Consider the following 14,208-nt stretch of genomic DNA (forward strand, 5'->3'; position numbering starts at 1 on the left):
CCGTTCGCGCCGACGCGAGCGGAGGAACAGAAAGTTCCACATGGAGCTTTCATGCTACCGTCGTGCCATGCATGACATCGCCGTCCAGATAGAGATGCGGATCCACAAGGCGCTGCGCGAACAAATCGGCCCCGCGCTCTTCCGGCGTTTTCAGCCCGTGAGCCTCGCCGCGTGGGAGGTTCCCGACGAGCCGGTGCCGTTCACGGAAGCGATAGAGCAGGCGTACTCGCCGTTCGCGAGCGGCCAGGCGTGGAGCAAACCCTGGGGTACCACCTGGTTCCGCGTCGACGCCGACGTGCCGACGGGATGGGGCGACGCGGGCACGACGGTTCAGCTGATGGTCGACCTGGGGTTCAGCGGCCTGCTTCCGGCCTTCCAGGCCGAGGCGCTGGTGTACCGCCCCGACGGGTCGATCGTGAAGGGCATCGAGCCGTTCAATCAGGGGATCGACATCGATGCCGCGCCCGGCGACTCCGTCCGGCTGTACATCGAGGCGGCCTCCAACCCGAACATGCTCGAGCACCTCTTCGTCTCGACGCTGGCCCCGGTGGCGGGCGGCGGGGCCCTGCCGTCGAACTTCGCGAGACCCGTCCGCAAGGATGTCACCCACCTCGGCGACAAAGCGACCGCGGGCATCGACCCCATCTACACACTCCGCCACATCACGCTGGTCGAGCGGGATCTCGCGGTGGATCGTCTGCTGACGGATATGGGCGTGCTCGTGGGCCTGATGCACCAGCTCGACGCCGCCCTGCCCCGCCGGGCGGAGATCCTCCGCGCGCTCGAGCGGGCGTGCAACGTGCTCGACCCGCGAGATGTCTCGGGCACCGCCGACGTGGCCCGAGCGGCGCTCGCCGACGTCCTCTCGTCGCCGGCGTATGCGAGCGCGCACGAGATCGTCGCCGTCGGACATGCGCACCTCGACTCGGCCTGGCTGTGGCCGACGCGCGAGACGGTGCGCAAGGCCGCGCGCACCTTCTCGAACGTGCTCGATCTCATGGACGCTCACCCGGACTTCGTGTTCGCGGCCTCCAGCGCGCAGCAATTCGCGTGGGTCAAGCAGTTCTACCCTGAGCTGTTCGAGCGCATCCGTCCGCGCGTGGCCGAGGGGCGCTTCATCCTCGTAGGCGGGATGTGGGTCGAAAGCGATGTGAACATGCCCGGCGGCGAAGCACTCGTGCGGCAGTTCCTGTACGGCCAGAGCTTCTTCGAGCGCGAGTTCGGGGTGCTCTCCCGCGAGGGCTGGCTGCCCGACTCGTTCGGCTTCACCCCCGCCTTCCCGCAGATCGCGGTCGGCGCGGGACTGGATAGCTTCCTCACGCAGAAGATGTCGTGGAACGACGCTAATCGCCTGCCCCACCACACCTTCTTGTGGGAAGGTCTGGACGGAAGCCGGATCTTCACCCACTTCCCGCCGAACGACACCTATGGCTCGGATCTGAACGCCGGCGACCTCGCCAAGTCCCAGCGGCAGTTCGCCGAGAAGGGCCTCACCAACAGCTCGATCACGCTGTACGGCTTCTCCGACGGCGGCGGTGGTCCCACCCCCGACATGCTCGCGGCGGCGGAGCGCCTCCGCGACCTCGAGGGCTCACCGAAGGTGCGGCTGGGATCGCCCGCGGAGTTCTTCGCCGAGGCGAAGGGCGCGCTCGCGCACCCCGAGGTGTGGTCGGGGGAGATGTACCTCGAAGCGCACCGCGGCACGCTGACGACGCAGGCCAAGACCAAGCTCGGCAACCGGCGCAGCGAGCACCTGCTCCGCGAGGCTGAGCTGTGGGCGAGCACCGGGGCGACTCGCGGGGTGTTCGAGTACCCGTACGAGCAGCTTGACGCGATTTGGCACACGGTTCTGCTGCAGCAGTTCCACGACATCCTTCCCGGATCGGCCATCGCCTGGGTGCACCAGGAGGCCGAGGAGAAGTACGCCGCGGTGGCAGTCGAACTCGAGGACATCATCGCCCGTGCGCAGCGCGCGCTCGCCGGTAGCGGCGAGCACACGCTCACGTTCAACGCCACGCCCCTCTCCGTGGGCGGCGTGCGCGCCCTCGGGGCGGGCCGGGCCGACGCCCGTGGAGACGTCCCGCCGGTGCGCACGGACGGCGGGATCGTCCTCGAGAACGACGTGGTCTCGGTGCGCTTCGACGACGCGGGCGCGCTCGTGTCGTTCATCGACCTCCCGAGCGGCCGCGACCTCATCCCGGCCGGTGAGGCGGGTGCGCGGCTGCAGATCTTCCGCGACATCCCGAACCTCTTCGAGGCGTGGGACATCGACAGGTCGTATCAGCGCTCGCTCGTCGAGCTGCAGACGCCGCTGTCGGTCGAGATCGAGAGCGAGACCGTCGTCGTGACGCACGAGTACGGCCAGTCGACGATCGTGCAGCGCTTCCGTCTGCCCCGCGACTCAAGCGACCTGAGCATCGAGACGTTCGTCGACTGGCACGAGCAGGAGAAGCTGCTCAAGCTCGCCTTCCCACTCGACCTGCGCACCGACTATGCGGCCTCGGAGGTGCAGTTCGGGCACGTGGTGCGTCCGACGTTCGTGAACACGTCGTGGGATGCGGCGCGGTTCGAGACCGTGGCGCACCGCTGGGTCCACGTCGGAGAGCCCGGCTTCGGTGCCGTCGTCGCCAACGCGGCCACTTACGGTCACGACATCACCCGCTCGGTGCGCGCCGACGGCGGAACCACGACGCTCGTGCGTGAGTCGCTGCTGCGCGCGCCGGTGTACCCCGACCCGCAGGCCGACCGCGGCGAGCACACGTTCTCGACCACGCTGGGCCCCGCGCCCACGGTGCGCGAGGCGGCGGATGCGGGATACCGCCTCAACCTGCCCGCGCGCCGTGTCTCCGACGCGGCGGTGAGTACGGTCGAGCCGCTCGTGACCGTGTCACCGTCGTCGGTGATCGTCGAGTCGATCAAGCTCGCCCAAGACCGGTCGGGTGACGTCATCGTCCGCGTGTACGAGTCGCAGGGCGCGCGCGCGAGCGCGCGCCTGGAGCTGGGCGTTCCCGTGTCCTCCGTGTGGCGCACCGACTTGCTCGAACAGGACCTCAGCACAGCGGCGTGGGGATCCGAGGATGCTGTCGAGCTGGACCTCCGGCCGTTCGAGGTGGCGACGCTGCGCGTGCGGGTCAACGGCTGATCATCCCCCGCATCGCCGCCTTCGGCGTCTGGGCGCACCAACACGGTCCTGATTAGATGGGACCTCCAGTGAAAGGGGTGAGGCAGTGTCGCACGAAGTCGCCAACGATGCCGTTATCGATCCGTCCAACACGTCCGCCCCGCGGCGCGGACGCTACCCGAAAGGCATCCAGCGGCGACAGCAGATCCTCGATCGCACCATCGAGGTATTCGCCGAACTGGGATTCGAGGGCACGAGTCTGCGGGCGATCGGTGAGGCCATCGGGGTGAGCCACGCGGCGCTACGTCGGTACTTCGAGACCCGCGAGGAACTCTTCCTCGAGGTGCTGCGCGAGAAGGACCGGCAGGCGCTGGCCGAGGCCAAAGCCAGCGGGGATTCCCGCATCCAGTTCGCGGAGCGCCTGGACGCGTTCGCGACCCGCGCGCCCGGTCTGATGGCGCTTCGCCACAGCATGGTGGCGCGCGCGATGGAACGCGAGAACGAGCACTCGCGCGCTTTCTTCGCCGAGCGCTACGACCGCCTGCGCTCCGAGGCCCTGGAGATCCTCTCCCTCGCCCGCGAAGCGGGTGTGCTCCGCGCCGACATCTCACTGAAGACCGCCGCGTCCCTGGCGATCGCGGCCATGGACGGTCTGTCGACGCAATGGCTCGTCGATCCGGACGTCAGCATGCATGAGGGCATGCTTCTCTTCGAGACCCTCCTGCAGCCCCCGCGGGGGGCCTCCGACTGACCTCCGCTGGGCCCCGGCGATCGTGAGTCGGCGAGTCGCGGCCGCATGGGTCAGGCGCGCAGCCACGCGGTCGCGTCGGGCGGGAGCGGTGAGCGGCCCGCATCGCCGTCGGTGCGCAGGAGCACCTCGCCGTCGGGCAGCTCGATCGCCGTCGCGCCGAAGTTCGTCAAGCTGACCCATCCGTTTGACCGGCGGAAGGCGACCGTGGCGGGGTCGAGGTCGAGCCACTCGGCGCGTTCGTCGGTCACGAGCTCGCGGCGCAGCGCAAGGGCACCCCGGTACAGCTCGAGCGTGGAAGCGGAGTCGCCATCCTGGGTCTGCACCGCGTACTGCGCGAACCAGGCCGGCTGCGGCAGGTGGGCGGCGTGCTTGCTGAACCCGAAGGACGCGTCGTCCGTCGACCACGGCAGAGGCACGCGCGACCCGTCGCGGCCCGATACGACGCGTCCGTCCTCGATCACGGCCGAGGGATCCTGGACGCGATCGACGGGGATGTCGGTCACCTCCGGCAACCCGAGTTCCTCGCCCTGATAGATGTACGTGCTGCCCGGGAGGGCGAGGGCCAGCGTGATCGCCGCGCGTGCACGAGCCAGTCCGCGCGCCGACTCCGCCTCGTCCACGTCGATGAGCCGCCGGCTGGGGAAGGCGCCGTCCGCCGTGAGGGCGTAGCGCGTGCGATGACGTACGACGTCGTGATTGGACAGCACCCATGTGCTCGTGGTGTCGTGCGCCTCGGCGAACGCGAGGTTCGAGCCGATGATCGCGCGGAACGTGTCCGCATCCCACCCCGCGGTGAGCAGGTCGAAATTGAAAGCCTGGCCGAGTCCCTCCGAGCTGGCGTACCGGCCTCGCCGCTCGGGCGCCACCCACGCTTCCGCTACGGCGAACAGCGGCGGCGTGTACTCGTCGAAGGCCGCGCGCCACTCGGTGTAGATGTCGTCGAGCTCCTCGCGATCGAACAGCGGGTGGCGTCCTGGCCCGAACACGTCGTCGCTGCCGCCGAGCAGCGACGCCCCGCTGCGCACCCGCTCCCACGTCGGGTAGGGCTCGCTCATGTCCTTCGCCAGGCCCATCGCGATGTCGACACGGAAGCCGTCGACCCCCCGGTCGCCCCAGAAGCGGATGGTGCGCAGGAAGTCATCGCGCACGTCGCGGTTCTGCCAGCTCCAGTCGGGCTGATGCGTGGTGAACAGGTGCAGGTACCACTGGCCCGGCGAGCCGTCGGGCTCGACGATGCGGGTCCACGCGGGGCCGCCGAACAGCGCCTGCCAATCGTTGGGGGCGGTGGCGCCGTCGGGACCGCGACCGTCCCGGAAGATGTACCGCTCGCGCTCCGCAGAGCCCGGAGCCGCCTGCAGGGCGGCATGGAACCACGCGTGCCGGTCGGAGCTGTGGTTGGGGACGAGGTCGACGATCACCTTGATGTCGTGGCGGTGCAACGCGCGCACGACGTCGTCGAACTGTGCGAGCGTGCCGATCGTCGGATCCACGTCGCGATAGTCGTCGACGTCGTAGCCACCGTCCGCGAGCGCGGACGGGTAGAAAGGGCTGAACCAGACAGCATCCACGCCCAGCTGTGCGATGTAGTCGATGCGCGAGAGCACCCCGGTGAAGTCGCCGACACCGTCACCGCTGCCATCGGCGAACGAACGCGGATAGATCTGGTAGATCGCCGCTTGACGCCACCATTCGGGATCGCTCACGTTCGTCACGGCTAGCGCACCTTCTTGACGCGCGTCACGCTGATCCCCCCGAGGATGCCGAAGATCGCGCCCCCGATGAACAACCCGGGATAGCCGAAGAGAGCGATCACCGGGGGAGCGCCGATCGGGATCAGCGACTGCGGCAGGGACTGCGCCAGGTTCGCCACACCGAGGTCCTTGCCCGCGTCCTCCTTGTTGGGCAGCACGTCAGTCAGCAGGGCAAGTTCAACGGCGAAGAACGCGCCGATGCCCGCACCGAGGATGAACTCGCCGAGCAGCACGATCGGGATGGAGGGGGCCAGGGCGATCACAATGAGGCCGGCCGTCGCGATGAGCGCGGAGGCCATGACGAAGGCCTTGCGGCGCTTCAGGCGGTCGGAGAGCCAGCCGAGTACGGGCGTGACCAGCAGGAGTCCCACGGCGTTGGCGAGTATCGCCTGGAACACGAGGGCGGGGGCGTCGGCGTCGGAGACGCCGAAAACGGCGATGAGGTAGTACGTGAGGTAGCTCGTCGCGGTGAACTGCGTGGTGCTGAGCAGGAAGCGTGTGAGCCACGCCCAGCCGAGGTCGGGGTACTTGCGGGGGTTGAAGTAGAAGCTTCCGATGAGCGTCTTGAACCCGAAGGGCTCGGTCGGTGGCTCGGTGCGTACGCGGTCCTTCACCGGCGCGATGATCGCGACCATGAGGATCACGCCCACGGCGCTGGGCACGAGGTTCTGCACGACCCCGATCGGGAACAGCTGCACCAGGAATGCGGCACCGACGCCGCCGACGTTCAGCGCCAGGCTGATGAACGACGACGCCCTGCCGCGCGAGGCGGGCGCGAGCTGGTCGGGGACCATGGCGATGAGGGCGGCGAGGGCGAAGTTCAGACCCGTCTGCGCGACGCTCCACCCGACGATCACGAGGAACACGTTCGGCGCGAACCCGATGAGCAGGATGCCGAGATACCCGATGACGGCGCCGCCGTACACCCACGGCTTGCGCATACCGAACCGCCCGGTCGTGCGGTCGGACAGACGCCCGGCGATGGGGTTGGCGAGGAACGAGAAGAGCGCGCCGACCCCGAGGACGATGCCGAGGTTCGCAGCCGAGTTCTCGAGGTCGAGCTCACGCATCCGCAGCGCGATCGTGATGAACAGCGGCGGGGTGAGCGCGATCGAGAAGCCCAGCAGCGCGAGAGGGATGGCGACCACGGCATAGCGAGACGACGGTCGATCGTCGAGCCCGGTGGCAGCAGCGCCCGAGCGACTGCGAGGGGTGGGGTTCACGGCGGTGGCAGATGTGGGATGCGACTCGTCCACGGGGACTCTCTTTCGACGTCTTCTCGGCTCCTTCACGCCGCGACTGTGCGAACCTAACATAAAAAGTTCCGTATGGATCTTTTTTCCCGCGTCCCACGCGCCGGGTAGCGACTGCCGCGACAAATCGTGACGAAAAACAAAGTACCGAGCGGAACATTTGTGTTACCGTCACCACATGCATGACGGTGTCGTCACTCAAACGCGCGCAGCAGAACCGCTCCGCACGTCTGTTCGCTGCCGGCGGGGCACGACTCCGCCACCGGCGATGTGCACACCGGGCGGCCTGGCTGCCGCAGGTAACCCCACCATCTGAACCACAAATCCTGCGCGCCTCCTTGGTGAGGACGCGCGACTCGACCGACGCGACGTGGCATCACCCGAGCACGCGCGTCTCCATGAAGGGAAGCAGCATGAAGAAGACCGTCGCTCTCGCGGTGGCCACGCTGTCGGTGGCCGCACTTGCGCTGTCGGGGTGCTCAGGGCAGTCGGAGACGCCGTCGTCCGAAGACATCTCCGGTGAAATCACCTACGGATTCTGGGACCCGTTGCAGCAGCCCGCGATGGAGTCCATCATCGAGGCCTTCGAGAAGGAGTACCCCGATGTCACCGTGACACCGCTGGTCACGCCCTTCACCGACTACTGGACCGCGCTGCAGACGCAGGCGTCATCCAACACGCTCCCCGACGTGTTCTGGATGGACATGGCGCACTTCCAGCTCTACGCATCGAACGATCAGCTGGCGCCGATCGACGACCTCGTTGCCGCCGGAGAGATCGAGCCTGCCAAGTATCCCGAGAACCTCACCGAGGCCTACTCCTGGGATGGCGAGCAGTACGGTGTGCCGAAGGACGCTGACACCAACGCCATGTGGGTCAACAAGGCGCTCTTCGAGCGGGCCGGCGTGCCGCTTCCCGAGGCCGACTGGACCTACGACGACTTCCGCGAAATTTCGGCGCAGATCCACGACGCCCTGGGCTCCGAGGGCGTTTATGGCTCGGCGTTCTACCTCTACGGTCAAACGACCTACTACAGCTCGGTCTTCGCCTACAACGGTGCCGTCGTGAACGAGGACGGCGTGAGCTCGGGCTGGGGGGAGCCGGGGTCGGCGAAGGGCCTGGAGGTCTGGGCCGACGTGATCGCCGACGGTTCGGCTCCCTCCGTCCAACAGCTGTCGGAGACGCGCGGCAACGACTGGTTCACCAGCGGCAAGGCGGCGATGTTCCCCAGCATCGCGGGGGCGAGCGTCGCCCTGATCGCGAACGCTCCCGAAGCGGCCGACTACGTCGCGGTGCCGCTGCCGCAGGGCGACCGCAAGGCGACGGTCGGGCACGCGATCTCGAACGTCGTGAATGCGCGGTCGGCCAACACGGCTGCGGCCCAGGCGTTCCAGGCGTTCGCGGCGACCGAGAAGGCGCAGCTGCTGCAGGCCGAGAGCGGCGTCAGCCCGTCGGCGTACGCGGGCACCTCGAAGGCGTTCGTCGACAGTCACCCGGAGCTCGGTCTGCAGGTGTTCGTCGACGCGATCGACTACGCCTACCCGATGCCGGTGTCGATCAACACCGACGCGTGGGCATCCAACGAGCCGGTCATCGTGGGCGGGTACTTCGCCGGGGCGATGACCGTGGAGGAAGCCACGCAGCAACTCGCTGCGGAGATGAACGAGGCGCTGGCCGACGAATGACATCGCACACTCTTGACCGGGTGGGCGCGGCTGCGGCCGCGCCCACCCGGGCGCCGGAGCGCCGGCGTGGCTCGGACCGATCCGGCTGGTGGACCCTGCTTTTCGTCGGACCCTTCTTCGTCGGGATCGCCGTCTTCTACCTGTTCCCGATCCTGCAGACCGCCTATTTCAGCCTGACGGAGTGGGGCGCGTTCGGCGGGGTCGAGTTCGTCGGCCTCGAGAACTGGGCGGCCCTGCTCGGCGACGCCGAGATCCCCCTGGCTTTCCTGAACACCGCGGTCTACATCGTCATTGTGCTGCTGGGCATCCCGCTGGCGGTATGGCTCTCGAGCCTGCTCAACCGACCCGGGCTGAGGTTCGCGTCCTTCTACCGGACGATGTTCTTCCTGCCCTACCTCGCCATGCCGATCGCGATCGCGCTGGTATGGCGCGTGCTGTTCAACGGCGACTTCGGAATCTTCAACGCGACGCTCGATCTGATCGGGATCGAAGGGCCGCGGTGGCTGTCGACGCCCGGGCTCGCGATCGTCTCGGTGTCCATCGTGGGTCTGTGGATGTCGATCGGGTTCAACATCATCATCCTCTCGGCGGGGCTGCGCGGCATCCCACCCGAGCTGTACGAGGCGGCATCCCTCGACGGCGCCTCGCGGCGCTCGCAGTTCTTCCAGATCACCATCCCGCTGCTGACGCCCTCGATCTTCTTCGTCTCGGTCATCAACGTGATCGCCGGGTTCCAGCTGTTCGATCTGATCTACGGACTCATCGGGACGCAGAGCCCCGTGATCGCGCAGTCGAAGTCGCTCGTATTCCTTTACTACGACGAGTCGTTCATCGCGAACAACCGCGGGTACGGCGCGGTCATCGCCATCCTCATCCTGGTCGTGGTGGCCATCGTGACCGCGATCCAGTTCCGGCTCCAGCGCAGATGGGTCAACTATGTCTGAGCGCACCACGGCCACCTTCGAGCGCACCACGGCCAAGCGGGCCGGGGGGAACGCGGTCGCACACGTCGTGCTGATCATCGGCAGCCTCGTGATGCTGTTCCCGTTCGCGTGGCAGATCCTGGCGTCGTTCTCCACGAACGCCGAGATCACCGCCGTGCCCCCGCAGCTGTTCCCCTCGGCGCTGCATCCCGAGAACTACGTCGCCGTCTTCGAGCGCCTGCCGTTCCTCTCGCAGTTCACCGTGTCGATCATCATCACCGTGGTTCGCGTGGGGGCTCAGCTCATCCTGTGCTCGATGGCCGGATACGCCTTCGCGCGCATGCGGTTCCCTGGGCGCAACGTGATCTTCGCGCTGGTGCTGGCCATACTGCTCGTGCCGCCGCAGGTGTTCCTGCTCTCGCAATACCAGATCGTGCAGGGCCTGGGGCTGCTGAACACGATCGCCGGTATCGTGCTCCCGGGACTGTTCAGCGCCTTCGGCACGTTCCTCATGCGGCAGTTCTTCCTAGGGCTGCCCGCCGAGCTCGAAGAGGCGGCGCGTATCGACGGGGCGAACCCCTGGCAGGTCTTCTGGCGAGTCATGCTGCCGCTGGCGACCCCCGGCCTGTCGGCCCTCGCCGTGGTCGGTGTGCTGCTTTCGTGGAACGATCTGCTGTGGCCGCTCGTGGTGTCGACCCGGCCGGGTGCGCAGCCGCTGTCGGTGGGGCTCGCGGGTCTGCAGGGCCAGTACTCGACGGATTACCCGGTGATCCTCGCGGCAGCGCTGCTGGCGTGCCTGCCCATCCTCGTCCTGTTCCTCTTCATGCAACGCCGCGTCATCGACGGTCTGGCGTTCTCGGGAATGAAATGACGGCCATCGAGCGGGTCGGGCTCGTGGGCGCGGGGCGCATCGCGCACCTGCACGCCAGCGCCATCCGTGCGGCGGGTGCGGAGATCGCCGGAGTCGTCTCGTCAACGCCCGAACGCGGGGTCGAGGCGGCCGAGCGGCTCGGCGTGCCCGCGGCCTACATGAGCGCGACCGAGATGCTCGCCGACGAGTCGATCCAGGCCGTCCACATCACCTCGCCCAACACCCGGCACGCGGAACAGGTCGGAGAGGTGATCGCGGCCGGTCGCCACTTCGTGTGCGAGAAGCCGTTCGTGACCTCGTTGCACGACGCGGAAAAGCTGCGGGATGCGGCGGCTCGCGCCGGCGTCATCGGCACCATCGCCTTCACCTACCGCTATCACCCGCTCGCGCAGGAGGCGCGGGCGAGGGTGGCGGCCGGCGAGCTCGGGCCGCTCATCACGGTGCGCGGCGGATACGTGCAGGACTGGCTGCTCTCGGCGCCCGAGTCGGAGTGGCGCCTCGACCTCGATCGCACCGGCCCGTCGCGAGCGTTCGGCGATGTCGGGTCGCACCTGGTCGATCTCCTCGAATTCGTTGCGGGCGAGCGCGTCGCCCGCGTGGTCGCGGTCGAACGCAGCGTCCTGGCCGGCCGCAGTCAGGCCGAGGAGGCCGACGACGCGATCGCGGTGGCATTGGAGCTCGAGGGAGGCGCAATCGGTACGCTTCTGGTGTCGCAGGTGACCGCCGGCCGCGGCCAGTCGCTCACACTCGAGCTGTCGGGGCATCTCGCCGGGATCGCGCTCGACCAGGAGGAGCCGACCGTGCTATGGAAGGGCACCGCCGGCGAGGGCACCGGCTCGACGATCGCCCTCACCGAGGGCGGTCTCTCCGCGCAGGCGACCCGGCTCGGGTTCGCCCCCACCGGAACCGTGCAGGACTACTTCCACTCCTTCGCGGCCTTCGTACGCGACAGCTACGCCGCGATGTCGGGCGAGGTCGTGGACGGACTTCCCACGATCGACGCCGGCGTGCGTGCCGTGCGCGTGGGCGACGCAGTGCGTCGCTCGGCCGTCAACGCAGGCTGGCAGTCGCTGCGCTGATCAGGCGCGCAGCCCGTTGATCACCAGCGCCACCATGCGGCGATGGGAGTCTGCGCCGTCCGGGCCGGGAACAGTGAGGCGCGCCATGGACGGTTCCCCCACCCTGCGCGTCATCGTCGCCAGATCATCGCTGACGCCCCAACGAGCGGACTGTCGGGGCCCAGGCGAGCTCGGGTGATGTCGGCGCGCGCGAGGAACGGGAACGCGGCCGTTGTGTCCCGACTTCTGCGGACGAGGTCTATGTAGTCGTCGGATACATACGAGAATCCTCCACCGATGACGACGAGGTCGAAGTCGAGTAAGGCCGCCGCTGATGTAAGCGCAGCGCCCACTGCGGCGGCGCTGCGATGAACCGCGGCGACGGCGATCTCGTCGGCATTCGCGTAGTCCCGGGACAAGTCCTCGCCGCTGACGCCTCGCCAGCCTCTTTCCCGGGCCCACCGCACGATGTTAGGACCGCTCGCGATGCGCTCGACTGTGGCTTCCAAACCAGTGACGCCTTGCGGGGCGAAACTCGCGACCTCGATCTGCCCGATATGACCGGCGTTCCCGCTTGCGCCGCGGAGGGGGGCGCCCTCGAGAACGATCCCGCCACCGATGCCTGTCGAAACCACCATGCCCAGCATCGACTGAGCGCCACGGCCAGCACCAAGCCAATGTTCGGCCACTGCTATGCACTGACCATCGTGCGCGAGCGCGACAGGCTTCGAGCGGTACTCGACGGGCAGGTGCGACCTCACCCGGTCGACTACCGGAAAGCGATCGACCTTGGGCATGTTTAGGGGTGAGATCGTGCCCGCGACCACGTCGATGGGCCCTGCGCTTCCGATTCCGACACCCGCGAGGTCTGCGCGCGCAGGAAGCATCGACACCGCGCGGCGGATGACTTCGTATATGGCGGCGTCCAGCGAAGCGTTTGTGGTGGCTGGGCCGGTCTCAGCGCGACTTCGGGTACCCACCACCACCTGGCCATCCTCCGTAGTGAGACAGGCGTCGGCCTTGGTGCCTCCGATGTCGAGGGCGAGTGCGAAGGTCACCGGGAAATTGTAACCGGTCGGAACTTTTTTTGGCCTGCTATTAGCGCCCAGCACCACAGAGTGTCTACCCCTCCGACGTGGGCTCGAGCGACGCGGGGTCGCGCGGCCGCTACCGGAACCGCCGCCGCACATGCGGGCGACCGCGGGCCGTCCGGGACCGCTCGGCACCCGCGAGGTCTAGGTTGAGGCCATGACAGGCCTCTGGCTCGCCGCGTTGAGCGGACTGATCGCCGGGGGCACGCTGCTGCTCGGCGCTGCCATTGCGTGGTACGTCGACATCCGACAGTGGGTGGTGGCGGGAATCATGGCGCTTGGCGCCGGGGTGCTCATCGCGACCGTGGCCTTCGAACTCGTCGACCAGGCGGTCGCCGACGGCGGAGTGGCCCCGACGGCGTGCGGCCTTCTGGCCGGCGCGCTGCTGTACATCGTGGCGGACTGGTTCGTCTCGCGCCCCACCGACCCCACCGCCAGCCCGCCGGCGAACATCGCCGCGCGGCGTCGCGACGCACGGCTGGCGAGCGGCACCGGGGCGGCGATCGCCATCGGCGCGCTCATCGACGGCATCCCGGAATCGATCCTGATGGGGCTGTCGGTGCTGCGCGGCGGTGAGATCAGCATCCCGATCGTTGCGGCCATCGCGATCAGCAACTTCCCCGAGGGCCTGGGCTCCACCGCCGCCCTTAAGCGCAGCGGATCCAGCGGTCGCTCGGTGTCGCTGCTGTGGGGGAGCATCGGGCTGATCACCGTGATCGCCTCGGTGCTCGGGTACGCCGCGTTCCAGGCCGCGCCGGCCGCGCTCATTGCATTCGTCATCGCGATCGCCGCGGGCGGGCTGCTGGCCATGATCTGCAACACCATGATCCCCGAGGCGTTCGAGACGCAGCGCACTCTCACCGGCCTGTGGGCGACGTTGGGTTTCCTCGCCGCGTTCCTCCTGCACGAGGTGGCGGGCTGAGGGTCCCCGGCGAGCCCCACTCCCACGCATGCAAGGACCGGCGCTGTCAGCCTGGGGGCGCAGCCCACGGTCCAGTGTGTCGGGACCCCTTCGCCATCAGGATTGGGCTGCGGTCGCCTCCACGGCGAACCTGTCCAGCGCGGCGGCCACGGTCTCGGGTTGCTCCTCGGCGACGTAGTGCCTGGCGTCGGTTTATACCGTCTCGGTGGCCCCCTCGAGAATGCGGCGCAGCATGTCGGCGAACCTCGGGAAGTCGACGGTGTAGCCGGCACTCGTCATCGCGCTGAATCCGACCAGGGCGGCGAGGACGGAGTCGATGGCCGCGCTCGTCTCCGGCGTCGCGTTCGAACTGTCGCCGCCCAGCGCCCTGGCGAACAACGCGTGAAGGGCTGAGTGCCGCTCGACTGCGAGGTGGCGCACCGCCTCGTCCGTGAGCGTCTCGGCCCAGATGAACGTCGTCAACCGCGCCTGGTCATCGCCCCCGGCTGATGGGTCGATGTATTCGAGGAGTCTGTCGAGGATGGCGACGGCGCCTGCAGGCTCGTCGACCGCCGGGTCGGAAGTGCCGTCCCGGCCGCGGACGACGGCGGCGATGAGATCTGCCTTGGAGGGGAAGTGCCGGTAAAGTCCGCCCACCGACATGCCCACCTCTGCCGCCAGTCGCTGCATCGAGGCATTCCCAAATCCGGTATCGGCGAACACCCGTCGCGCAGCGTCGATGATCGTCGCCCGTCGCAACGCCGCTGTCTGCGGGGTCAGCCTCGGCACGAGCGCCGCCCCAT

Annotated in this window: 11 protein-coding genes; 7 read left to right on the top strand and 4 right to left on the bottom strand. The window is 68.3% G+C overall.

The window, feature by feature from the left end; translation table 11 throughout:
- The first annotated feature begins 67 nt into the window (after window positions 1-67).
- On the top strand, window positions 68-3,142 hold the full coding sequence (locus AC4FS1_RS14485; RefSeq protein ID WP_491156275.1) for an alpha-mannosidase: 3,075 nt from the start codon (window positions 68-70) through the stop codon (window positions 3,140-3,142).
- Between the two features lie 85 nt (window positions 3,143-3,227).
- Window positions 3,228-3,872, top strand: a complete 645-nt coding sequence (locus tag AC4FS1_RS14490; protein ID WP_491156277.1) for a TetR/AcrR family transcriptional regulator — start codon at window positions 3,228-3,230, stop codon at window positions 3,870-3,872.
- 50 nt (window positions 3,873-3,922) lie between these two features.
- Here AC4FS1_RS14490 and AC4FS1_RS14495 read toward each other — a convergent pair whose 3' ends face one another.
- Window positions 3,923-5,575, bottom strand: coding sequence for a glycoside hydrolase family 13 protein (locus AC4FS1_RS14495; RefSeq protein WP_491156279.1), 1,653 nt, complete (start codon window positions 5,573-5,575; stop codon window positions 3,923-3,925).
- Window positions 5,576-5,586: 11 nt separating this feature from the next.
- Entirely contained in the window at window positions 5,587-6,879 is a 1,293-nt protein-coding gene (locus tag AC4FS1_RS14500) for an MFS transporter (protein WP_491156281.1), read from the bottom strand.
- A 410-nt stretch (window positions 6,880-7,289) separates the two neighbouring features.
- On the opposite strand from AC4FS1_RS14500, the gene AC4FS1_RS14505 reads away from it, so the two are divergent.
- The 4 genes from AC4FS1_RS14505 to AC4FS1_RS14520 are packed head-to-tail and all read left to right on the top strand — an operon-like array spanning window position 7,290 to window position 11,434.
- Window positions 7,290-8,561, top strand: a complete 1,272-nt coding sequence (locus tag AC4FS1_RS14505) for an ABC transporter substrate-binding protein (protein ID WP_491156283.1) — start codon at window positions 7,290-7,292, stop codon at window positions 8,559-8,561.
- The gene (locus AC4FS1_RS14510; protein ID WP_491156285.1) at window positions 8,558-9,505 is read left to right on the top strand and encodes a carbohydrate ABC transporter permease; all 948 of its coding nucleotides are present in this window, start codon (window positions 8,558-8,560) and stop codon (window positions 9,503-9,505) included. The genes AC4FS1_RS14505 and AC4FS1_RS14510 overlap by 4 nt, the downstream gene beginning before the upstream one ends.
- A complete protein-coding gene (locus AC4FS1_RS14515; RefSeq protein WP_491156287.1) occupies window positions 9,498-10,355 on the top strand; it encodes a carbohydrate ABC transporter permease in 858 nt (285 codons plus the stop codon). The genes AC4FS1_RS14510 and AC4FS1_RS14515 overlap by 8 nt, the downstream gene beginning before the upstream one ends.
- Window positions 10,352-11,434, top strand: a complete 1,083-nt coding sequence (locus tag AC4FS1_RS14520) for a Gfo/Idh/MocA family protein (protein WP_491156289.1) — start codon at window positions 10,352-10,354, stop codon at window positions 11,432-11,434. Before AC4FS1_RS14515 ends, AC4FS1_RS14520 begins: the two co-directional genes overlap by 4 nt.
- 110 nt (window positions 11,435-11,544) lie before the next feature.
- On the opposite strand, the gene AC4FS1_RS14525 is transcribed toward AC4FS1_RS14520, so the two are convergent.
- Window positions 11,545-12,525, bottom strand: a complete 981-nt coding sequence (locus AC4FS1_RS14525) for an ROK family protein (RefSeq protein WP_491156290.1) — start codon at window positions 12,523-12,525, stop codon at window positions 11,545-11,547.
- Between the two features lie 136 nt (window positions 12,526-12,661).
- Between AC4FS1_RS14525 and AC4FS1_RS14530 the strand changes: the two genes are divergently transcribed.
- The gene (locus AC4FS1_RS14530; protein ID WP_491156292.1) at window positions 12,662-13,426 is read left to right on the top strand and encodes a ZIP family metal transporter; all 765 of its coding nucleotides are present in this window, start codon (window positions 12,662-12,664) and stop codon (window positions 13,424-13,426) included.
- Window positions 13,427-13,618: 192 nt separating this feature from the next.
- Here AC4FS1_RS14530 and AC4FS1_RS14535 read toward each other — a convergent pair whose 3' ends face one another.
- A complete protein-coding gene (locus AC4FS1_RS14535) occupies window positions 13,619-14,194 on the bottom strand; it encodes a TetR/AcrR family transcriptional regulator (RefSeq protein ID WP_491156294.1) in 576 nt (191 codons plus the stop codon).
- Window positions 14,195-14,208 lie beyond the last annotated feature (14 nt).

It is taken from the genome of Microbacterium sp. Z12_35 (genome assembly GCF_058310475.1).